Genomic DNA, 21,910 nt, shown 5'->3' with positions numbered 1-21,910 from the left:
ACAAATGAAGAAAGTTCTGCTTACGCTGTTCAGCCTGACACTGGTGATGGTGCTGGCTGCTTGCGGAAACAACAATAACGCCGGCAATGCCGCTAATTCGGCTGCCACGAACGCTCCGGCATCGGAAGCTCCGGCTGAGCCGACAACCGAACCGGCTGCCGATCCGGTAACCCTGGTGGTAGGCGCATCTCCGGTGCCGCATGCCGAGATCCTCAAGGCGATTGCTCCGCTGCTTGAAGCTCAGGGCATCACGCTTGAAATCAAGGAATTCAGCGATTATGTACAGCCGAACGTACAGCTGGCCGAAGAGCAGCTTGACGCTAACTTCTTCCAGCATCAGCCTTACCTGGACGATCAGAACAAGAACAACAAGACAGACCTGCAGTCTGTAGTTGCCGTTCACGTGGAGCCTTTCGGTGCGTATTCCAAGAAAATCAAATCCATCGATGAACTGGCTGACGGCGCTAAAGTAGCGATTCCGAACGATGCCACTAACGGCGGACGCGCGCTTATTCTGCTGGCCAAGAACGGTCTGATTACATTGAAGGACGATACTAACATCGCTACGACCAAAGCTGACATCACCGAAAATCCGAAGAACCTGGAAATTATCGAGCTGGATGCCGCTATGCTGCCGCGCCAACTGGATGAGGTGGATCTGGCGCTGATCAACACCAACTTTGCGCTGGAAGCCGACCTTGTTCCTACCAAGGACGCGCTGTTCATCGAAGGCGGAGATTCTCCTTATGCCAACATCCTGGTTGCCCGTCCGGACAACAAGGATTCCGATGCCATCCAGAAGCTGGCCGCAGCGCTGACTTCTCCGGAAGCGAAAGCATTCATCGAAGAGAAATACGAAGGAGCGGTAGTGCCGGCGTTCTAAGACGCCTGGACCGCCTCAACAGATAAAGGGTGTTGAAGAACCTCCGGGTTCTTCAACACCCTTTTTATTGCGGCTGGATTTATTTTCTACAGGTTGCCTTGGTGCAGGCAAATCACTATACTGAAAAATAATCACCATTAAATAAAAGAAAAATCCCGGCTCTCCTGTAACAGAGGCCGGGATATACCATAAGGAATTAGAATACTTGAACGACTTCTTCCACGCCTTCCACTTCTTCGAGAAGGGCGCGTTCGATACCAGCCTTCAGCGTGATCGTGGAGCTTGGGCAGCTGCCGCAGGCACCCATCAGCTTCAGCTTGACGATACCGTCTTCTACATCGACGAGTTCAACGTCGCCGCCGTCGCGTTGCAGGAACGGACGAAGTTTATCAAGAACTTCCAGTACTTCATCGTACATGGTTGCGCTTTGTATATTCTCACTCATTTCTCAATCACTCCTTTCGTACGTTTATTATAGTACAAAACACTAAAAAATAAAATGGTTCACACCAATATAGGGAGATCATTATGCGACCAATCATTGAATTTTGTGCCAGTAATCTGGGTTCCGGCACCGAGCAGCTAAAACAGAAGCTGGAGCAGAACCCGGAATACGATGTCGTGGAGTACGGCTGTCTGAACAACTGCGGAGAATGTTATTTAAGACCCTTCGCGATGGTGGACGGGGAGATTATTGCAGCCGAGACACCGGAGGAGCTGGAGGCAGCCATCGCCGCCTATATTAAGGAGCAGGAGGCTTGGGACAACCTCGAAATCGACTAAACAGGTCAAGGCGTCGTAACGGCTGCAGCAGCTGTTACGACGCCTTGATGTATCCGGCAAATACAACAACGAAGTTGTATAAGGGCCCTATGTGAGGACCCACATCCGTAGATGGATTAGCCGTAATGCCGCTTGGACATCCACAGTACGCCGCTCTTAAGGAGCCGGGGCACACGGCCCATGACCGTGCGCTTGCCCATTAAGCCAAAGCCCGAATTCTTGCCGAGCGAGCCCAGCGTCCCCTTCAGCTTGATCGCGGTAAGTCTTGGAGTGTCCCCGCGCCAAAGCGCTTTCAAGATATGCGCCACCTGTTCCCCTTGCGCTTCCGCTGCCTGGGCGCTGGGCGCGAAGGGCAGGCTGGCACAGTCTCCGATGATATAGACATCGGAGTAGTCAGGCAGATTGTAATACTGGCCGACGATCAGCCGGCCGCTGCGGTCTTTCGGCAGCTCCAGCTGCTGTACCGGCTTGACCGGCTGAATGCCTGCGGTCCATACCGTTACGTCACCGGGCAGGGCCTGGCTGCCGTTAAATACGGCATCTGCCTCCACGTGGGAGACGGAGACATGGCTTACCGTCTGCACCTGATGCTCGTTGAACCATTCCTCCACATAACGGGACAGCTTGGCCGGGAAAGCGGACAATACCCGCTCTCCCCGGTCAAGAATGGATATGTTCAGATCGGGACGGCTTTCCCGCAGCTCGGCGGCAATCTCCACGCCGCTCAGTCCGCCGCCGACGATATTCACCGTTCCATACGGCTTCACATTGTTCAGCCGCAGGAAGGTCTCCCGTGTGCTGGCCATGCTCTGAATGCTGCAGGTGTGCAATTCGGCACCCGGGATGCCGTGGTAATTATCTGTACAGCCCAGCGCAATTGCCAGCATATCATAGAGCACAGGCTCACCGGAGGAGAGCAGGACCATCCGGCTCTCCAGGTCGATTGATCCTACCTCGCCGTAGCGGATGCGCAGACGAGGGTGGACGGGGAACTTAATCCGCAGGTCATGATCCGCCACCGTTCCGGCAGCCAGCGCATAATACTCCGTCTTGATGCCCTGAAACGGCATCCGGTCGATCAAGATAATTTCCACATCATGGGGGAGATGGCTGTCCAGCAGTTTTTGAACGAGGGCGAGGCCGCCATAGCCGCCGCCGAGCACGAGCAATGTTCTCATATGACCGATCTTCCTTTCCGAAATGGCTTTCTGGAACAGGCAGGACTGGTTATTCGTAGACTTTAATCTCGTTATAGAAGGTGTCGCGTTCCACCGGTATTTTGCCGGCGCCCTTGACCAGCCAGATCAACTCATCGCGGGTCAGACCTTCCGGAGTGAGCGCACCGGCTGCATGGCTGATCCGCTCCTTAAGGATGGTGCCGTGCACATCGGATGCACCGAAGCTGAGTGCCACCTGGGTTAACTGCGGTCCGATATTGATGAAGTAAGCTTTGATATGGTCGAAGTTATCCAGCATCAGGCGGCTGACCGCAATGGTCTTGAGGTCTTCAAAGGCGGAATTGCGGCGCATAATGCCAGCATTCTTGTTCTTGGGCTGCATGGACAGGGGAATGAATACCATGAAGCCGCCGGTCTCGTCCTGCAGCTCGCGGATCTGCAGCATGTGGCGGATACGGTCCTCACGGGATTCAATGGAGCCGTACAGCATGGTAGTATGAGTCTTCATCCCGAGCTGATGGGCGACCCGGTGTACTTCCAAGTATTCCGCGACGCCTGCTTTGTCGACATGCATTTTTTTGCGGTAATGATCAGAGAGAATTTCCGCTCCGCCGCCGGTCAGGCTCTGGAGACCTGCTGCACGCAGCGCTTCCAGCACTTCGCGGATACTGAGCCCGCTGATCCGGGTAAAGAAGTCGATTTCAGCCGCAGTATACGCCTTCAGCGTCACTTCCGGGAAAGCTTCATTCAGCGCTTTCAGGGAATCAACATAATATTGAAAGGGCACCTTATCATTATGTCCGCCGACAATATGGAACTCGCGTACGCCCGGATGAATATGCTGCTTCACATAATCGACCATTTCCGGGCCGGAAAGAGTATAAGCGCCTTCTTCACCGTCATCCTTGCGGAAATTACAGAAGGCGCAGCGCGATTCACATACATTGGTGAAGTACAAGCTCATATTCTCGATAAAATACACCTTATCGCCGTTCTTCCGGCGGTTAACCTCATCCGCCAGCTGGCCGATGGTCAGCAGATCATTGCTCTCATATAAATAAACGCCGTCCTCTAGATTCAACCGTTCGCCGCCGCGAACCTTCTCAATAATACTCGCCATTCTGGTATCGGTGTGGGGGGTGATGAGTGTAGACATATGAATTCCTCCTGGGGGTTAGCGAGGCGATAGCACCCGCGAGAATGTTCCGGCAATCTATCGCCGCCGTCAGTATAAAATAACAAAGGCAGCAATAACCTCCGTGACAAATTTCCGAATTTTTATCTCTGTCGCAACCTATATTATAAACCTCCCGCCACAGGTGAGCAACATACGTCAGAGGGATAAGATGAAGAGAAAAACGGCACTCAAGCTTGCGGAGCAGTGCAGGTATGACTTGAGAGAGGTGAAATAGTGGAGTATACTTGAAGTTATACAGCTTGATTTTATATAGAAGGTAACTTTTATCCGTAAAATTGCTTTTTACTCTAACGGATCCTTTATTTTATTACAATGGCGTATTGGCTGAAGATTAACGGGAGGAGTAGTCCCTTTAATTGCCGGCGATGGCGTTTCAATCACATATTTAGGAGGTAGACCTTTTATGATTACTATCAGTGAAACAGCGGCGGAGCAGATCAAAGAAATGCTGGCGCAGCAGGAAGTTCCGAATATGTTCTTGCGGCTGGGCGTTACAGCAGGAGGCTGCAGCGGCTTCTCGTATGCGATGGGCTTCGATGACAACGAAACCGAGCAGGATGTTTACATGGATGTACAAGGTGTGAAAGTGGTTGTAACCAAGGACGATATTCGTTACCTGAACGGCCTGGAGATTGATTTTGAGGAATCCGGCATGACCGGAGGCTTCACCATCCACAACCCGAACGCAACAGTTACCTGCGGCTGCGGATCATCGTTCCGCACGAAGGAAGAAGCGGGGAATCCAAGCGCGGAGCCTTGCTAAGACGGCTAGGACAGAAATTTACGCTTTAAAATAACCTCTCGAATTGTGTAGAATGCAAATAACACATTCGGGAGGTTTTTTTATATAGCAAGTTATCTTGTTGTTACGGGTAACGGGCTGGACCGACAAAATACGAGGCTGTGTCGGGCGGCGTCGATTTTGCTTATATTAGAAAGGGGGAACCGTCCATGCGACTGGAGACGCAGCGGCTATTGATCCGCGAATTCACGGACGAAGATTACGGACCGGTACATAGTTATGCCTCTGACCCTGCGGTGACGAAATACATGTTGTGGGGGCCAAATACAGGCGAGCAGACTGAGGATTATCTCCGGATGGTGCAGGAATGGCAGGGGCAGGAGCCGCGTACAAGCTTTGAATTCGCCGTGGTGCTGAAGGGCAGCGGCAAGCTGATCGGCGGTTGCGGAATTTACGTGAGTGAGCCGCGTCAAGGGGAGATCGGATATTGCCTGAACCCGCTTTATTGGAAGCAAGGGTATGCAAGCGAAGCGGGACAAGCCTTGCTGCGCTTCGGATTCGGTGAATTGGGCCTGCACCGCATCTTCGCCACCTGCCGTCCGGGCAATGCCGGCTCTGCCAAGGTTATGCAGAAGCTGGGGATGACCTATGAAGGGCTGCTGCGCGAGCACAAGTGGCACAGGGAGACCTGGCAGAGCTCTCTGCTGTATGCAATTCTGGAGGATGAATTCCGGTCAGGTTCAGCGGATGGAGCTGTCCATTTGCACAAGCCATCAAGCTCTATTGTCATACAATAAACTATATAAGTCAGACAAAATAACAAAAATGGGTTGACCTAAGCTTAATCGGGACATAAGGCTCCGCAGCCATATGCCCTTTTTTGGCGTGAACGCCTTCATACAAGGACAATCATACAAGAAGGAGGCCCCTCTCCTGAGTACTCTATAGGGTAGTAGGCTGGGATAAACGAAAGGAGAGGGAGGACGATGGCAGGAAGACAACTGGCCAGCAAGTGGCTGAAAACCGAGGCGCTGCTTAGCGATGCACGGATTGCCGGTTACATTCCGAGAACGAAGGCATACAGTGCTGCCGGACTGCTCAGCATGTTGAGAAGCTACGGTAATGTGGTGATCAAGCCGGTCGTGGGCGGCGGGGGCTATGGGGTAATCAAGGTGTTTAGGGATGCGCGGGGATACGGCTTTACTTATATGGACAGCACGCGGGTATATTCCGATTTTCGTAGTATGCGGCAAGCGCTGGAGCGGGTGAAGGTCAGAAGGAGATATTTGATTCAGCAGGGAATTTCACTGGCCCGAATCGCCGGCAGACCCATTGATTACCGAGTCAAAGTGGTTAAGAATAACGGGGTATGGGAATTCCGCTCCATGGTCGGCAGACTGGCGCGTCCCGGACTCTTCGTAACCAATCTCTGCAAGGGCGGGACGATGATGAGCTGCCGCCAGGGCTTGCGGCATTCTCTCCCGAAGATCAAATCCTCGGCCAAAAAAGCGGAAATGCGCCGTCTCACCATTCACTGCATCGGCATTATGGAACGGCGGTTTCCGGGAATCGGCGAACTGGGTTTTGATTATGCCGTTGATCAAAGCGGAAGAATATGGATACTGGAAGTAAATACAAGACCGCAATAGTAAACTAAACACAATAACAAATTAAACAATTTTTAAACATTGACGATAATTAGAGTAATAGGCTAGAATAGCGTTTAGTTATGCCGGATTCGAGGTAATTAGAGGTAATATGAGGTAATTTTTTCTAAAAAACACGAAATATATGGACGATTCAAAAATATTTTTTGCACACATCTCGGGCAAACGTCCTGTGCATAACAGTTATCCCCATTGTGCACTGCGGTGCTAACGGCTTTATGGACATTACTAACAATTTATGCACAGATTTTCCACAAGGGCCTGTGGATACTAGGAACGCTTGTTCGATAATTGATAGTTTGCTATGATAGAATCAGATTTAGAAAAGGAAAGGTAGGTGAACGTTATGATTGAATTATCGGATGAGATGCTGCTTGACTCTTATCATAGAGCAATAGAGCTGCAACTGGAGCATGATTTCATCGCTCTATTACTCGCTGAAATTCGCAAACGGAACTTACACTTCCCAGTTCATGCGGTTCTTCATTAAAGATCAGAGTACACCTTTGCAGCAGAGATACAGTAAACCGCAAGGGACAACAAATAGGGTATCCTTTCAGATTGAAGTGAGTCAACCTGAAGGGATACCCTTTTATTGTAGAAATCCTTATTACATCTTGAGATTGCTGCTGTGTCCTGGAGACAGTTTGGCTTCTGGGTCTATATAGACCTTGGCGTTGTTCACTGCGGTCGGCGCTTCGCCGAAGCCTACGGCAATCAGCTTTAGCTTGCCTGGATAAGTGGTGATGTCGCCGGCGGCAAAGATACCAGGGATACTCGTCTCCATGCGGGAATCGACTACAATCGAATTGCTGTCGATTTCAATGCCCCATTCGGCAATGGGTCCCAGCGAGGATACAAAGCCGAAATTGACGATAACGCTGTCCACTTCAAGCTCCTGGGTTTCTTTGGTCTTGATGTGGGACAGGGTGACTTTGGTAATGAACTCTTCACCGTGCAGCTCGGTAATCTCCGAAGGGGTGACGACATTCACCTTGGAGGCCATCAGCTTCTCTACACTGTGCTCATGCGCACGAAATTTATCACGGCGGTGAATCAGGGTGACCTGCTCGGCGATCGGCTCCAGCATCAGTGCCCAGTCAACTGCGGAGTCTCCGCCGCCGCTGATCAGCACCTTTTTGCCCTGGAAGGCATTCAGATCGCTGACAAAGTAATGCAGGTTCGCTTTCTCGAAGCGGGGTGCTTCGGGCAGCTCCAGACGCCGCGGCTCAAAAGCGCCGACGCCGGCAGTAATAATTACGGCCTTGCTGTGATACTCGGCTTTATCGGTAGTTACGACGAAATGGCGCTCGTCCCGCTTCTCAAGGCCTACCACCTTCTCTTCCAGCCGGATATCGGACTGGAAGAGGTCCATTTGCCGGGAGAGGTTGTTGACCAGCTCCTGTGCGGTTACCTTCGGGAAGCCCGCAACGTCGTAAATATATTTTTCAGGGTAGAGAGCGGCTAACTGCCCGCCCAGTTGGGGCATGCTCTCAATCAGTGTTACCGATGCCTGGCGCATTCCGCCGTAAAAGGCGGCAAACATGCCGGCCGGGCCACCGCCTATAATTAGAAGGTCGCTCATAGGAACGCCGGATTGCTCTACTGTCACGTAAAATTACACCTCCGAGTTGATATAATCAATTTGCCATACTAGCGTACTTTCTCATTATAATCATTGTAGGACCCCGCTGCAAAGGCTTAAAGTGCGCGGAAAATTGTGTCCTTTTCCTGCATGATAATATTTGATTAAAACGATACTAAGGTTTACAATGGATATGGTTATTTTGGAATTGCTTTAAGTTTTATTGGAATTTCCTCCGAAATTAAGTGTAAAAATTCACAAAAACATATAAAAAATAAAAACACATAGACAGATTCACCTGTTGGAAGGAGCCGGACCATGAGCAGTATTCCCAAGATTGTAATCCTCGGCGCGGGATATGGAGGTATTTTGACCGCCCAGCGGCTGCAGAAGGCCTTGAATTATAATGAGGCGGACGTAACGCTGGTGAACCGCCACGAATATCATTATTTCACAACACATCTGCACATGCCTGCGGCGGGAACGGACAGCGTTGAGCATTCGCGCGTGTCGATTTCCAAGCTGATTGACGAATTTAAGATCGACCTGGTGAAATCCTCCGTCCAGGAAATCCGGACCCAGCAGAAAAAGGTCATTCTCGAAGACGGCACTTTATCTTACGATTATCTGGTGATTGCGCTGGGCGGTGAGCCGGAGACCTTCGGCATTCCGGGGCTTGATAAATATGCGCTGACCATCCGCAGCATCAATTCAGTACGCCTGATCCGTGAACATATCGAATATCAATTTGCCAAGTATAAAAATGAAAACAATGCCCAGGAGCACATTAATTTTGTAGTTGGCGGAGCGGGCTTCAGCGGCATCGAATTTGTGGCCGAGCTCGCCGACCGTATTCCCGGGCTATGCAAGGAATATGATGTAGATCCCGGTATGGTGAATATTTACAATATTGAGGCCGCACCTACAGCGCTGCCCGGCTTCGCTCCTGAACTGGTGGAGCATGCCATGACGGTGCTGACGAAGAAGGGCGTCACCTTCAAGATCGGTGTAGCGATCAAAGAATGCCTGCCGGGCGGCGTAGTGCTGGCAACCGGTGAAGAAATCAAGGCCTCGACCATCGTCTGGACGGGCGGCATCCGCGGCAACCGGCTGATTGAAGCGGCAGGCTTCGAAGCGATGCGCGGCCGCGTGAAGGTGGACGAATACCTGCGTGCACCGGGTCATGAGAACATCTTTATCATCGGCGACGGCTCGCTGATGATCAATCCCGAAGGCCGTCCTTATCCGCCGACGGCACAGATTGCCATGCAGCAGGGCGAATGCTGCGCCCATAACCTCGTGGCAGCCATCCGCGGGCAGCAGGCGAAGAAGTTCGTGTTCAGCAACAAGGGAACGGTAGCTTCGCTTGGCAAAGGCCAGGGTATAGCTGTAGTGGGCGACAAGAAATATAAAGGATGGACCGCTGCCCAACTGAAGAAGGTTGTCGACATGCGCTATTTGTTTATCATTGGCGGCATTTCGCTGGTCCTGAAGAAGGGAAGATTCCTGTAGGATGCGCCATTGCAGTGTACAAGTGCGCGGACTGCTGACGCGTGAAGAACTGGACCGTTACAACGGATTGATTGAGGCCGGGACTTATCTGGAGGACCAAAGCCGCTATGACCTCGCTTACCATGTGCAGAAGGAGATCGATGTTCTGATTCTGCCGGCCATCGAACGGCTGAAGGACAAGAGCCGGGCGCGCGACCGGGCTACGGCGGAATATCTGGAGAGTCTGCGGGCAGTAGAGGAAGACGAGGACGAGGACTGAACCTTAAGTCCTGCGGCCCGACAGATGCGATATAACAACAAGAGAGCCTGGCGGTTATAAGCTGCCAGGCTCTCTTTATCTGAATGGGAAGTCAGGAATGTCCACTCTGGCGAAAACCGGATGGGCCGTTCTCTCCTAAGGAGCTTACAGCTTCAGCAGCTCCTCGAATGACCCCGGTGTCAGCAGGTTGCCGACATAGAAGGGGCCAAACTCGCCGTAGCGGGCGCTGACTTCGTCAAAGCGCATTTCGTAGACCAGCTTCTTGAACTGCAGCGCGTCCTCGGCGAACAGCGTCACGCCCCATTCCCAGTCGTCGAAGCCGACGGAGCCGGTAATGATCTGCTTCACCTTGCCGGCGTATGAACGGCCGATCAGACCGTGCGAATACATCAGCTCTTTGCGCTTCTCCATGTCGAGCATGTACCAGTTATCGGCAAGCTCGCGTTTCTTGTTCATCGGGTAGAAGCAGATATGCTTAGCCTGCGGCAGGATCGGCTTAAGGCGTGCAGCGACATGCGGATTCTGCATCGGATCGCCGCCGTCGCCTCCTGCATTGTAGTTGCTCAATTCAACGATGCTGACATACGAGTAGGCTTTGGTTGTATATTGCGCAAAGGCGGTTTTGTTGAAGGCGGTTTCCAGCGCGTTCAGATCTTCCAGGGTCTCGCGCAGGAGCATCATTACGAAATCGGCTTTCTGGCCGACAATGCTGTATACGGCGGAGCTTCCCTGCTTCGCTTCCTCCACCGGTCCCCATTCGCCCATAAACTGGTGCAGCTCCTCCAGGGCGACGGCGCGCTCCTCGTCGTCGGCCTTTGTCCAGGCCGTCCAATCCAGCGAGCGGAAATCATGCAACGCATACCAGCCTTCCAATGTAACAGCAGCTTCACTCATGCGGTTTCACTCCAATACGTAAAGTATATTTCAGCGGCTTGCAGCACTATGTACGATCATATGCTCTATTTTTTATTGTAGCGCAATCCAAAGGGCAAGAGCAAATTCCGGCCCCGGCGGTTTAGTGTATTTTCGGCAACTGTGGCAGGAATGTTCATTGCTTCGTTACATTTTTTCTAGTAAACTAACAATTACTGATTGCTCGATGTGCGGTTGTTTATAGAGAGAGGAGATGGCGGTCGTTGTGGATGGTCTGCCAGAGTTGATGCTGGCCGTTCTGTTCTTCGTGATGATGTTCGGGATCGGCTTTGTCCTTGCTATGCTGATGAGAATGACCTGGGCGCCTGCAGGTCTCTATCTGCTGGTGATTCTGCCGGTGGTCGTCTACTCGTACTGGAACCGGAGTACGATGACGCTTGGCGAACATCTGCTGGCTGTGCGCTTCGGCGATGGTATGATTGGTCTCGCCGGGCTTGCCGGAGCGGTGCTCAGCGGCTGGACGATCCGCAAGCTGCGGCTGGCCGGCTACAGATTATTTTGAACAAGGGAAACGGCTGAGCGCGGGCCGTTTTTTTATTTTCGGAGCCTCCGCTAAGTACCTGATTCAGCAGCTACGTGGTGGCCTGCCTTGTAGGGCTATTCTATGGTTAAAAGGTGCGCAAGCTTGAACAAACTGTCGAATTTGCCGGAAAAAGCGCCTGATTTGGTTCTTTTTTTACATATCGGGCCGGGTGTTTTGTGATAGAATAGAAACCTATATGAATTCGTATGGAGAAGGGGGAGAAAACCGCAGATGCGCATGAGCAACCTGCATCACTTTACGGAGCATCACCGGTACTGCGTTTCCCGCGAATTCGGTCTCAGCGGCCTGGACGGACGAATGCTCGGATCGGCTTACCAGCCGATGGTCGGCGCCTTCGCCATCAGCTTGTACAGGCTGCTCTTCGAGCATGTCCCGGCCGAGAGCATTGGTTACTCGGAAGCGGAGCAGCAGCGCAAGCTGTTTCTGACGCTGGGCATCGAACCGAACGAGAAGGGCCGCAAGTTCCTGGTGGAGCAGGCTTCTATGCTCGAAGCGGTAGGACTTCTTTCGACCAGCCGGATCTATATGGCGGAAACCGACGACTATCTGTACGAATACGAGCTGCTGCCGCCGCTGGGGCCGGCCGAGTTCTTTGCCACCCAGCATCTGACCTTGCTGCTGCGCGACAAGATCGGCAAATTTGCCGTGCTGGCGCTGCGCGAGCAGTTCTGGTGCAAGGAACCGGAGGAATGGGGACGGCGCTCGCTGAATAAAGAGAATATTTCCGTACCCTTTTATGATATCTTTCAGCTCAATACCCATGTGATTGATTATGAGCTGGAGCAGGCGCTCGCCGAGGTAGCCACGGTGCGCCAGCCCGCTCCGCGTGTTGAAGAGCCGGTGATCGGCTACAGCGATATTATTCTGCGCTTTCCGCGGGAATCGGTGAACCGGGCCCATGTCGAGAAGCTGCGTTTCGACCATGCCCAGATGGGCATGATTAATTATATCGCCCGCAAGTACGGGCTGGGTCCGCAGGATGTCAGCCGCCTCCTGGATGAAGACGGGGTGTTCGCCCCGGACGGCGAGCTGATACTCGATACATTGCAGCATAAGGCGAGCCAGCATTTCCGCCAGGAGCTGAAGCGCCAGGAGAAACGGGAGGTCGCCGCAGCCAAGGTGGTGTCGCTGCGCTCGGCCGCCGAGGAAGAGCAGCCAATTGCTCCGCCGGAGCAGTCCGTCGAAATGGAATACTATGTCGAGGTCCCGCCGCAATTTATCTCTAAATGCGACATCCACCAGTATAATATGATGCTGCGCAACGAACCTTATACCCGGCTGCTGCAGACGTTTTTCCCGGGAACCATTCCGGGGCAGCTGCTCGATATTTTCGATAATATTAATCTGAATTACAAGCTGAGAAGTGAAGTCATCAATGTACTCATTCATTATGTGATGACGCTGGCCGCGACAAGCGGCGAACAGCGGATGAACCGCAATTTTGTCGAAGCGATCGCCTCGAACATGCTGATGAAGCAAGTGAATACGTATGAGAAGGCCGTGCGCTATATCCGCGACCAGTCGAAGGTCAAAGGCAAGGGCGCGGGCACTGCATCCGCATCCGGAGCCGGCGGGACACGCCAGCGCACCTACGCCAAAGGAAACCGTCCGGCCAAGCCGGAGATCCCGATTTCGGTCGACGACGGAACGGCGGGAGCGGTCTCGGAAGAGGAATTTGCAGCGATGATGAAAATGGCCGCCGATATCAAGGCCAGCAAGAAAAAAGGCGTTACCAAAACGCAATAAAGAAAGTGAGGGAACGATGACATGGAATCCATGGGTGAAGTGCTGCGTTCCATGAATAACAGCGCATTGCGCCAGCGTTCCCGCGACCTGCAGCAGGAGCTGTTGAATCATCCTCTGGTGAAGCAGCTGCAGGCGGAGCATCCCGAGCTGGAGGAAACGCGCTTGCGGCTGAACCTTCCCAAATTGTATCAATACGTGGAGGAGAGCCGGCATTGCGCGAACTGCCCGGGTCTTGCAGCTTGTCCGAACGATTTCCCCGGACATTACAGCAAGCTTACGGTGGAGACGGTAGGCGGTGTGCCGGATTTATATGAACGGAAGACGCCCTGTGAGCTGAAGGTGGCCCAGGATAACCAGGATATGATCCGCAAGCGGATCCGCAGCTTCTATGTAGACGAGCGGGTGCTGAGCGGAGGCTACGATGAAGTGGATATTATGGGCAAGGATTTACGGCGTGCTCCGGCGGTGCAGGAAGTGTTCCGCTATATTCATGAGATCAGGGAGAACGGGCTGCCCAAGCATGGCCTGTACATCCATGGCAGCTTTGGGACCGGCAAGACCTTCCTGATGTGCTATCTGCTCCATGAGCTGGCGGTATCCGGGTACTCCGGCGTTATTGTGTACATGCCGGACTTTATCGAGGAATTGAAGCTGATTATGACCGATAATCAGAAGCTTAAGGAGATGGTGGATACGCTGAAGGAATGCGATCTGCTAATCTTTGACGATATCGGTGCCGAGAACCTCAACCCGTGGGCCCGCGACCATGTGCTCGGCGCGATCCTGAATTACCGGATGAACCGCAAGCCCACCTTCTACACCTCCAATTATCCGCTCGACGGACTCGCGAAGCATCTCAGCTTCACGAGCAAGGACGGCGAAGAGGTGTACAAGGGACAGCGGCTGATGGACCGGATCGCCCCGTTTGTCGAGGTTATTCAGCTTCACGGGGAGAATCAGCGCGGCAAAGGCAGATAAAGACGCACAATAAGCAGCTGTACCGAAGGATAGAGATGTCTTCGGTACGGCTGCTTTTTGCGTTGGCCCGTTCTCAGTAGAATACTAGTGACCAGCTAGTGCGCTTCCAGAGCCGCATTGCCCACAGACGGTGTAGGCTCCGCATCGTGCCGGCGCTCCCGCAGCCGCTGGCCTTGCCGGAAGAACGGATAGGCCACAAAGGTCAGCAGCATCAGAATGGCGAAGATCAACGGACCTTGATCAAAGCCGAGTACCTCCAGCAGCATACCGCCGAACCAGGCACACAAGCTCTGCCCGATAAAGGCAAAGCCGCCGGCCCCATAGTACGCGCCGCGCAGCGGCTGCGGGGCGATTTCTCCAATAAGCACATCTCCGATAACGAAGCAAAGAATTTCGCCGACGGTAAACAGCATCATGGAGAGGGCCAGCAGGAAGAGGTTGTCAAACACACCGAAGCCCAGAAGACCGACCCCGAAGAAGATACAGCCTGTCTTCAGTGCAGCCATGGAGCTGTACCGCTTCATGAAGCGGGCGAGCGGATACTGGAGCAGCATCACGGACAGCGTGTTAACGACGAAGATGAAGGAATAAGTGCCTACCCGGTCATGACCGATATACTGCGAAAGTGTGGTATCCAGGTGGGAATAGGCTCCCGCGACAAAGATATTACCGACGAGGAAATAGAGAAACACTTTATCTGTAAAAACTACCCGGACCATCTGCCTCAGGTGGACCGCTTCGCTCCCGGACTGCTGCCGGTGGGGATGGCGCAGGCTCCAGAGCAGCAGAAAGCCGGCATACAGCATATAAACCGCTGCACTGACCATAAAGGGCAGCAGGGAGGAGGTTCCGCCGATTCCGAGCTTGAGGCCGGCAAGCGGGCCGATTGCACCGCCCAGATTAATGGCGAAGTATCTGGCATTGAATGCATCGGCGCGCTTGTCCGGAGCAGTCACATCGGCCAGCAATGCCCGGGCAGCAGGCTCGAACAGACTGCGGAACAAGCCGTTCAGACCGCTTAAGACGAAGAATTCCCAGATGCTGTCCGCTACGGCGAAGCCGGCAAAGACCAGGCTCCACAGCGCCATGGAAAGGATCATTACCGGATAGCGGCCCAGCCGGTCCGACAGCACCCCGCCGACAAAGCTGGTAAAGGTCCCGACCAGCAGGCTCATGGCCAGAATGGCACCGACGGTTCCGGGGGCGATGCCTTTGGTACTGCCAAGGTAAATTCCGAGAAACGGTATCGTCATGAAGAACCCGGTCCGCGCCAGAAAGGTTCCGATAATGACAACCCAGGCAGCGGGATGAAAGGGGGGAACGAGCTTCCCCAGGCTTAATTGTTTCATGTCTGCATCCTCCTTTAGCTGCTCTTAAGTATAGCTGTCTAAAAGGTGATAAAAAGGGTACAATGTGGTACATGTTGATCACCTTTTATATTGGAATGGGGGCTATACAGGCAGTGCAGACGGAAACCTTCTACTACTTGGAGCTGTGTAAGGCCGCTCCGGAGCAGCCGCACGGCGAGCCGTTCGCCGTAACGGTCGGTGAGCTGGCAGAGCTGTGGCACTGCTCCCCCCGCTATGCGAAGCAGCTCATCCGGCGCTTAAGCGGGGGCGGATGGATCAGCTGGCTGGCCGGCCTGGGCCGCGGCCATTCCTCCCGGCTGGCGCTCCTGGTTGACGGCATAGACGTTCTGCTCCGCGAAGCCCGGCTCTGTATGGACCAGGGGCGCCCCGCAGAGGCCATGGAGCTGATGACCCGTTACGGAAGCCGGGAGGCCAGAGAAGGCTTCCGCGACTGGATGTCGGAGCGGATGGGCTTCAAGACACAGGCGGGGGATGGCGGACAGCAGGATACGCTGCTGTTCCCGGTATACCGGCCGATCTTTACGCTGGACCCGGCGCAAGTATATTATGCGTTCGATTCCCATCTATCCGCCGAGATATTCGATACCCTGGTAGAGTACGATTCCCGGACACAGGAGGTGAGGCCCGGTCTCGCCCATTCCTGGGAGAGCGGCAGCGACGGGCGAAGCTGGGTGTTCTACCTGCGCAAAGGAGTGATGTTCCATCACGGCCGCGAACTGAACGCGGGAGATGTCGTCTTCACCCTAGGACGATTCCTGAACCGGCCGGATGAATTCGAGGCAAGCTGGATGTTCCGGCATATTGAGGTGCTGGAGGCGCTGGGCCCGTATACCGTTCACATCAGGCTCAAAGAGCCCAATTACCTGTTTCTGCGGTTTCTCGGCACGGTCTCGGCAGGCATTGTCCCGGTGGAGAAGGCCCGCAAGGATGAGGCTGCATTTGCACTGCATCCCTGCGGGACAGGGCCCTTCCGGGTTGCGGAACGCACCAGAGATCGCTGCGTGCTTGAAGCCTTCGGCCAGCATTTCCGCGGCCGCCCGCAGCTGGACCGGGTAGAGATTCTGATCTTACGCAGTGTGGAGAACGGCTACTTCCGTGAACCGGAATGGACTGCGGTCATGTCCTCGCACGGCGATGCCACCGGCGAGCGGCGGCAGGCGGTGGAGCAAGGCGCCGGGGAATGGGTCGATGTCGAGACGCTATTTACCTGCTGCACCGTGATGGTCTTTAACTGCGGCAAATCCGGGCCGCAGCAATCCTCCGCATTCCGTCATGCGCTTCATCTGCTGATCGACCGGAAGCGGATGATTGACGAGCTGGGAGCGGATCTGATTCATCCGGCTGCGGGCTTTCATTACCGCCCAGGCAGTGATGAGGAGAGCAGTGAAGAGGCGGCACTGCCGGAGAGGGATATTGCGAAGCTGCTGCTTCAGAGCGGTTACCGGGGGGAACCCTTCCGGCTGGCGGTTAACACCTTTCACCAAGCAGATGCGGAGTGGATCAGCAGCCGGGCGGCGGAGTACGGTATCCGGATGGAACTGGATGTATCGGACTGGAACGGGACGGTAAATCAGGCTTACGATGCTGATGTGCATGATGCCAGAATCTTCGGCACCGTTCTGGCAGGCGATGAAGTGGCGGAAATTCAGCTGTATATGCAGCCCAACTATTTACAGCCGGCGTTTGACCCGGCAACAGCGGTGGCGGTGGAGGAGCAGGTAAGGGCGATTCTGAGGGAGCCCGGGCAGCAGCACCGCCGCAGCGGGCTGGCCGGACTGGAGGCCTTGATGAAGAGCGGCGACCACATCCTGTTTCTGGTCCACAAGAAGAACAATACCTCGCATCACCGGACGGTGCGCGGGGTGGAAATTAATGCCTACGGCTGGCCTCCGTTCCATCAAATCTGGCTGCAGCCGGTTTTGCAGATTGATAATTAAATTGGATACAATATAATTACTTAAAATATTAACAAACACGGCATTGTTATGTTATACTGTGGTTGTATATGGTTATCATATTACATGAACCAATTTATCAGGTAACTTTATCGGAGTGAATCCGCTGCAACTTGTGCAGGCTATGCAAAGTGCGGATCCAGCTCCGGACTATCCAAAGGAGGAACAATATCATGGCTATCGTTAACGTGTCTGACCAATCCTTCGTAAGCGAAGTGGAAGGTCAAGGGACTGTTGTAGTAGATTTCTGGGCGCCTTGGTGCGGTCCTTGCAAAATGTTGGCCCCTATTCTGGAAGAACTGTCCGGCGAACTGGGTGACAGTGTCAAGATCGCCAAGCTGAATGTGGATGAGAATCCGGAAACGGCTTCCCGGTTTGGCGTAATGAGCATTCCTACTCTGATCTTCTTCAAAGACGGCCAGCCCGTCGATAAAGTGGTAGGCCTGAATTCCAAGGACTCCCTGAAGAATATCGTAGCTAAGCATCAATAACAGCACTGCTTGAGCATCGCCTGGGGACGCATTACCTTGCCCCGCGGTTTCAGCGCCTCCGGTTTATCCGGGGGCGCTTTATGTGTTACACTTTACTAGCATCTAATGAAAGTCTGCGTGGGGGAGATTACATGGACTACATGGATAATATCCGCAACAAACTGGCGCTGCTGCCTGATCAGCCCGGGTGCTATCTGATGAAGAACGAGGAAGGCACCATTATTTATGTCGGCAAGGCGAAGGTGCTGAAGAACCGCGTCCGTTCCTATTTTACCGGCAGCCATAACGGTAAGACCCAGCGCCTTGTGGCGAACATCACCGATTTCGAATATATCGTGACCTCCAGCAATATGGAGGCGCTCATTCTTGAATGCAATCTGATCAAGAAGCATATGCCGCGCTACAATGTGCTGCTGAAGGATGACAAGACGTTTCCGTATCTCAAAATTACGAATGAAGCCCATCCGCGCCTTGAAGTGACGCGCCGGGTGGTTAAAGATAAAGCGAAATATTTCGGGCCTTATCCTAACGGCTATGCCGCACAGCAGACGAAGAAGCTGCTGGACCGGATGTATCCGCTGCGCAAATGCGGCGTGATGCCGAAGGAGGTCTGTCTCTATTACCATATGGGCCAGTGTCTGGCGCCCTGCGAGAAGGAAGTGCCGAAGTCGGCTTACGAAGAGATCACGCAGAGCATTGCCGGGTTCCTCGGCGGCGGGCATGAAGCGGTCAAGAAGGATTTGCAGCAAAAGATGCAGGAGGCCGCCGAGGAGCTGTACTTCGAGCGGGCCAAGGAGCTGCGTGACCAGATCATCCACATCGACGCCCTGATGGAGAAGCAGAAGATTACGACGGCCGACAGCAAGGACCGTGACGTGTTCGGCTATGCCGTCGACAAGGGCTGGATGTGTGTGCAGATTCTGTATATGCGCCAGGGGAAAATGATTCAGCGGCATTCCTCCGCTTTTCCGTTCTACGGAGAGGCCTACAGCGATTTCATGTCCTATGTGGCGCAGTATTACAGCGAGAATCCGGCGCTGCCGCAGGAAATCCTGCTGCCGGATATCGTGAAGGAAGGCTCCGGCCGGCAGGCCGCCGAGCCAGCCGGTGCTGACGCTGCGGCGGAAGCAGATATGTCCGCGGAGCCAGAGCAAGAGCCAGCCGGTCTTGCCTTCGCGGCGGAAGCTGCCTCAGGCGGGGAAGCTGCGTCCGGCGGGGAAGCTGCGTCCGGCGAGCCCTCCGGGGCAGGCGCGGAACCAGGACCGGCCGATGCCGAAGGCTCCGCCGGTGTGGTCGATCCCGCGGGCGGTGCCGCAGCACTGCAGCAATGGCTGGGCATCAAGGTGCTGGTGCCGCAGCGCGGGCTGAAGAAGCAGATGGTCGGCATGGCCTGCGAGAACAGCCGCGTTGCCCTGGATGAGAAATTCCGCCTGATTGAGCGGGACGAAGAACGCACGCTCGGCGCGGCGATGGGGCTCGGGGAAAGGCTGGGAATCGAATCGCTCGGCCGGATCGAGGCGTTCGATAACTCGAACACCCAAGGTGCCAATCCGGTATCGGCAATGGTAGTCTTCATCGACGGCAAGCCGGCGCGCAAGGAATACCGCAAGTATAAGGTGCGCACTGTACAAGGCCCGGATGACTATGAAACGATGCGCGAGGTCATCCGGCGCCGGTATGAACGGGTTCTGAAAGAGAACCTGCCGCTGCCCGACCTCATCGTGGTCGATGGCGGCAAGGGGCAAATCTCTTCTGCCATTGATATTCTGCAGAACGAGCTGGGCCTCTTCATTCCGGTATGCGGCCTGGTCAAGGACGATAAGCATAAGACGGCAGAGCTGCTGGTCGGCGACACGGGTGAGCCGGTGCCGCTGGCGCGGGACAGCCAGGAATTCTACCTGCTGCAGCGCATCCAGGATGAGGTTCACCGGTTCGCAATCACCTTCCACCGCGAACAGCGCGCTAAGTCGATGGTCACCTCGAAGCTGGATTCCATTCCAGGCATCGGGGAGAAACGCCGTAAGCTGCTGTTGAAGCATTTCGGTTCACTGAAGAAGATCAAGGAAGCAGCCGTCGAGGATTTCCGGCCGCTCTCGATCGGCGACAAGCTGGCGAAGCAGATTCTGGAGGCGCTGCGGGACGAGGAGCCGTCGCTGTAAAGACATCGGCGGCAGGGCCTGCAGGAATATACGAAACAGGGACACTCACGAAGAGTGTCCCTGTTTGCTGTGTCATAAGCCGGGAAATGGAACAGCACTGACGACTGAACTAACCCAATGAGCTCACCGGATCTGTCCGGTCCGGCTTACGGGGCGGATTGAAGCGGTAGACGATGTAGCCGACCAGGAACGGCATGATCAGCGTAACGATACCTGCACCCACATTGACGGTATCCTGCATGAAGATCAGGGTCGCGCCCATCAGGATGCTGTCGAACACGACATGGCTGAACATTGCAGTGATGAAGCCGTACCGCAGGAAGATGAAGCTGAAGAGCAGACCAATCACTGTCAGCTCGATGGGCCGTGAGATCACCGGATAAATCGGATACAGGGTATGGCCCATCGCCCAGATCAGCGTCGTAATCAGCGAGGCCAGGAAGGTGCTTCGGACCAGCTTCTTGACCATGCGGATGCCGAACATCCGGTAGACTGCTTCCTCGGATAACCCGGCCAGCCAGGCGACAATCGGCAGCAGCCAGGAGTAGCGCATATTGTAAGGCGACTGGCTGGCATCGATGGTCGACCAGTTGTCCAGGGTTAACGACAGTGCGATGAACATCACAGTCTGCACGCCGAGCAGCACAAAGGCCCAGATATAGCCGGCGCGGATACTGTCCAGCACGTATTTGCCGTATCCCGGCTCTTTGGCGCGTGCCCATGGATTAAGCCCTTCCTCCTTGCGCCAGAGACCATCGCCCCCAACCAGGGAGAAATAGAGCAGCGCAGACATCAGCAGGCTGTACAGGAAATAGATAATGAACAAGATGATTTCGGTGATGCGGCCCTCCGTACTGCTGTCTGTAGCTTCAGGCAGCATATTATAGGTGCTGACCATCATGATGACGAAATGGACGGCGCTGAGAAAGACGCCGCGTGCGAAAGACGTGTGTCCCCGGGTCAAAATGCTGTAGATGAGCGCTAGAATACCCAGCGCCAGCGTAGGCAGACCGTAGCCGAGCAGCGTCAGCTTATTCGCCAGTGACTTCTGGTCCTCTACATAAGTATCATGCCAGGCAGGAGCACTGAACCCGGGCCGGAAGTAGGAGACCTCACCGCCCGTGAACTTGAAATTGTAATTCAGCGCGGACTCGCCTACGGTGACTGCGCTGTCGGTGTAGACGAGATCATACCCGTCGCTGCCGGCAGCAATCTGCAGCTTGGCGGGGTTCACGCCCCATGTCTGGAGCCAGGGCAGAGCCAGCTGCTCTTTGGTTTCGAGCGCCAGATCCGGCTCGCTGTTCACCGCAAGAGAGCCTGCTGAAGGAGAGGCTTCGTAATCGCTGCCCGAGCTGGGGGCATTGTCCGTGGCCTGCGCCTTGCTGTAATCAGTGCCGGCGGCTGCTGCGGCATCCGCTCCTGTAGCGAAGGAGACCACCTCGCCGGTATATATGTTCAGGTCAACGGCCAGCAGCGGGTCTGCCGATCCGCCGGGATGCAGCGCGGCATGAAACACCTCGAACGGATAGCGCTGATCCAGCTTGCGCTTCGAATAATCCTCGGTAAGCTTCTCGCGCGACATATACCCGTAGAACGACGAATCCGTCTGATACAGGACCGTCCACTTGTCCCCTGCGGATTCACTGTAGCCCAGCCGGCTGGCGGCGAAGGCGGCTGCGTTCTCGCGGGCTTCCTCCTTGCTGATGATCGTAGTGTCTTCCCCGTCCTTATTGATCAGCAATTGAGGAGCGACCTGAAACATAAGGAACACAATAAGGCTGATGATGCCTGTAACAATAAGCCTGGTGGAAAGAGGCCGCTGTTGTAAGGGCTGGCCGACGGAATTCATGAAACGCCTCCTTGAAATAGATCGGATTCGGTATGGATGCTTATTCTAATTATAGTATTAATCGGACCGGGGTTTCAA

21 protein-coding genes are annotated in these 21,910 nt (G+C 54.4%); 14 read left to right on the top strand and 7 right to left on the bottom strand.

Going from position 1 to position 21,910, the window contains the following annotated elements; translation table 11 throughout:
- Positions 1-4: 4 nt before the first annotated feature.
- Positions 5-883, top strand: coding sequence for a MetQ/NlpA family ABC transporter substrate-binding protein (locus F1379_RS09525; RefSeq protein ID WP_150268907.1), 879 nt, complete (start codon positions 5-7; stop codon positions 881-883).
- A gap of 196 nt (positions 884-1,079) precedes the next feature.
- Here the strand turns inward: F1379_RS09525 and F1379_RS09520 are convergent, their stop codons facing one another.
- Positions 1,080-1,328, bottom strand: coding sequence for a NifU family protein (locus F1379_RS09520; RefSeq protein WP_150268905.1), 249 nt, complete (start codon positions 1,326-1,328; stop codon positions 1,080-1,082).
- Positions 1,329-1,411: 83 nt separating this feature from the next.
- Here F1379_RS09520 and F1379_RS09515 point away from each other — a divergent pair, with 83 nt between their 5' ends.
- Positions 1,412-1,666 carry a YuzB family protein gene (locus F1379_RS09515; protein WP_150268903.1) on the top strand — a complete coding sequence of 85 codons (255 nt, stop codon included), beginning with the start codon at positions 1,412-1,414 and terminating at the stop codon, positions 1,664-1,666.
- A 116-nt stretch (positions 1,667-1,782) separates the two neighbouring features.
- Here F1379_RS09515 and F1379_RS09510 read toward each other — a convergent pair whose 3' ends face one another.
- Together F1379_RS09510 and mqnE are read right to left on the bottom strand one after the other, a co-directional pair.
- On the bottom strand, positions 1,783-2,844 hold the full coding sequence (locus F1379_RS09510; RefSeq protein ID WP_150268901.1) for an NAD(P)/FAD-dependent oxidoreductase: 1,062 nt from the start codon (positions 2,842-2,844) through the stop codon (positions 1,783-1,785).
- A gap of 49 nt (positions 2,845-2,893) precedes the next feature.
- Complete coding sequence (gene mqnE / locus F1379_RS09505) at positions 2,894-4,000, bottom strand: aminofutalosine synthase MqnE (protein ID WP_150268899.1); 1,107 nt, start codon at positions 3,998-4,000, stop codon at positions 2,894-2,896.
- A 445-nt stretch (positions 4,001-4,445) separates the two neighbouring features.
- Between mqnE and F1379_RS09500 the strand changes: the two genes are divergently transcribed.
- The 4 genes from F1379_RS09500 to sda all read left to right on the top strand — a co-directional run bounded on the left by F1379_RS09500 (position 4,446) and on the right by sda (position 6,941).
- Positions 4,446-4,805: a HesB/IscA family protein gene (locus F1379_RS09500; RefSeq protein ID WP_150268897.1), complete on the top strand. Its 360-nt coding sequence runs from the start codon at positions 4,446-4,448 to the stop codon at positions 4,803-4,805.
- 188 nt (positions 4,806-4,993) lie between these two features.
- On the top strand, positions 4,994-5,581 hold the full coding sequence (locus F1379_RS09495) for a GNAT family N-acetyltransferase (RefSeq protein WP_150268895.1): 588 nt from the start codon (positions 4,994-4,996) through the stop codon (positions 5,579-5,581).
- Positions 5,582-5,770: 189 nt separating this feature from the next.
- On the top strand, positions 5,771-6,433 hold the full coding sequence (locus tag F1379_RS09490) for a YheC/YheD family protein (RefSeq protein ID WP_150268893.1): 663 nt from the start codon (positions 5,771-5,773) through the stop codon (positions 6,431-6,433).
- A gap of 364 nt (positions 6,434-6,797) precedes the next feature.
- Complete coding sequence (gene sda, locus F1379_RS09485; protein WP_150268891.1) at positions 6,798-6,941, top strand: sporulation histidine kinase inhibitor Sda; 144 nt, start codon at positions 6,798-6,800, stop codon at positions 6,939-6,941.
- A 120-nt stretch (positions 6,942-7,061) separates the two neighbouring features.
- Here the strand turns inward: sda and F1379_RS09480 are convergent, their stop codons facing one another.
- The gene (locus F1379_RS09480) at positions 7,062-8,036 is read right to left on the bottom strand and encodes an NAD(P)/FAD-dependent oxidoreductase (RefSeq protein ID WP_150269289.1); all 975 of its coding nucleotides are present in this window, start codon (positions 8,034-8,036) and stop codon (positions 7,062-7,064) included.
- Positions 8,037-8,354: 318 nt separating this feature from the next.
- Between F1379_RS09480 and F1379_RS09475 the strand changes: the two genes are divergently transcribed.
- Complete coding sequence (locus F1379_RS09475; RefSeq protein ID WP_150268889.1) at positions 8,355-9,548, top strand: NAD(P)/FAD-dependent oxidoreductase; 1,194 nt, start codon at positions 8,355-8,357, stop codon at positions 9,546-9,548.
- 1 nt (position 9,549) lies between these two features.
- Positions 9,550-9,807 carry a hypothetical protein gene (locus tag F1379_RS09470; protein ID WP_150268885.1) on the top strand — a complete coding sequence of 86 codons (258 nt, stop codon included), beginning with the start codon at positions 9,550-9,552 and terminating at the stop codon, positions 9,805-9,807.
- A 144-nt stretch (positions 9,808-9,951) separates the two neighbouring features.
- Here the strand turns inward: F1379_RS09470 and hemQ are convergent, their stop codons facing one another.
- Positions 9,952-10,701, bottom strand: a complete 750-nt coding sequence (gene hemQ / locus F1379_RS09465) for a hydrogen peroxide-dependent heme synthase (RefSeq protein WP_150268883.1) — start codon at positions 10,699-10,701, stop codon at positions 9,952-9,954.
- Positions 10,702-10,945: 244 nt separating this feature from the next.
- On the opposite strand from hemQ, the gene F1379_RS09460 reads away from it, so the two are divergent.
- The 3 genes from F1379_RS09460 (at position 10,946) to dnaI (ending at position 14,008) form a co-directional block, all read left to right on the top strand.
- Positions 10,946-11,242, top strand: a complete 297-nt coding sequence (locus tag F1379_RS09460) for a YuiB family protein (protein ID WP_239004613.1) — start codon at positions 10,946-10,948, stop codon at positions 11,240-11,242.
- Positions 11,243-11,494: 252 nt separating this feature from the next.
- On the top strand, positions 11,495-13,030 hold the full coding sequence (locus tag F1379_RS09455; RefSeq protein WP_150268878.1) for a replication initiation and membrane attachment family protein: 1,536 nt from the start codon (positions 11,495-11,497) through the stop codon (positions 13,028-13,030).
- Positions 13,031-13,051: 21 nt separating this feature from the next.
- A complete protein-coding gene (gene dnaI, locus F1379_RS09450) occupies positions 13,052-14,008 on the top strand; it encodes a primosomal protein DnaI (protein WP_150268876.1) in 957 nt (318 codons plus the stop codon).
- 95 nt (positions 14,009-14,103) lie between these two features.
- Here dnaI and F1379_RS09445 read toward each other — a convergent pair whose 3' ends face one another.
- On the bottom strand, positions 14,104-15,357 hold the full coding sequence (locus F1379_RS09445; protein ID WP_150268874.1) for an MDR family MFS transporter: 1,254 nt from the start codon (positions 15,355-15,357) through the stop codon (positions 14,104-14,106).
- 113 nt (positions 15,358-15,470) lie between these two features.
- Between F1379_RS09445 and F1379_RS09440 the strand changes: the two genes are divergently transcribed.
- The 3 genes from F1379_RS09440 (at position 15,471) to uvrC (ending at position 19,983) form a co-directional block, all read left to right on the top strand.
- Positions 15,471-17,315: an ABC transporter substrate-binding protein gene (locus F1379_RS09440; RefSeq protein WP_239004612.1), complete on the top strand. Its 1,845-nt coding sequence runs from the start codon at positions 15,471-15,473 to the stop codon at positions 17,313-17,315.
- Positions 17,316-17,506: 191 nt separating this feature from the next.
- Complete coding sequence (gene trxA, locus F1379_RS09435) at positions 17,507-17,824, top strand: thioredoxin (protein WP_150268872.1); 318 nt, start codon at positions 17,507-17,509, stop codon at positions 17,822-17,824.
- Between the two features lie 131 nt (positions 17,825-17,955).
- A complete protein-coding gene (uvrC, locus tag F1379_RS09430; protein ID WP_150268870.1) occupies positions 17,956-19,983 on the top strand; it encodes an excinuclease ABC subunit UvrC in 2,028 nt (675 codons plus the stop codon).
- 109 nt (positions 19,984-20,092) lie between these two features.
- Here uvrC and F1379_RS09425 read toward each other — a convergent pair whose 3' ends face one another.
- A complete protein-coding gene (locus F1379_RS09425) occupies positions 20,093-21,832 on the bottom strand; it encodes a CPBP family intramembrane glutamic endopeptidase (protein ID WP_150268868.1) in 1,740 nt (579 codons plus the stop codon).
- Positions 21,833-21,910: the final 78 nt, after the last annotated feature.

The sequence above is a fragment of the Paenibacillus tepidiphilus genome (genome assembly GCF_008635795.1).
Classification (GTDB): Bacteria; Bacillota; Bacilli; order Paenibacillales; family Paenibacillaceae; genus Paenibacillus_AQ; species Paenibacillus_AQ tepidiphilus.
The sequence above is the reverse complement of the archived record's forward strand: the minus strand, read 5'-3'. Positions and strand labels throughout refer to the sequence as shown.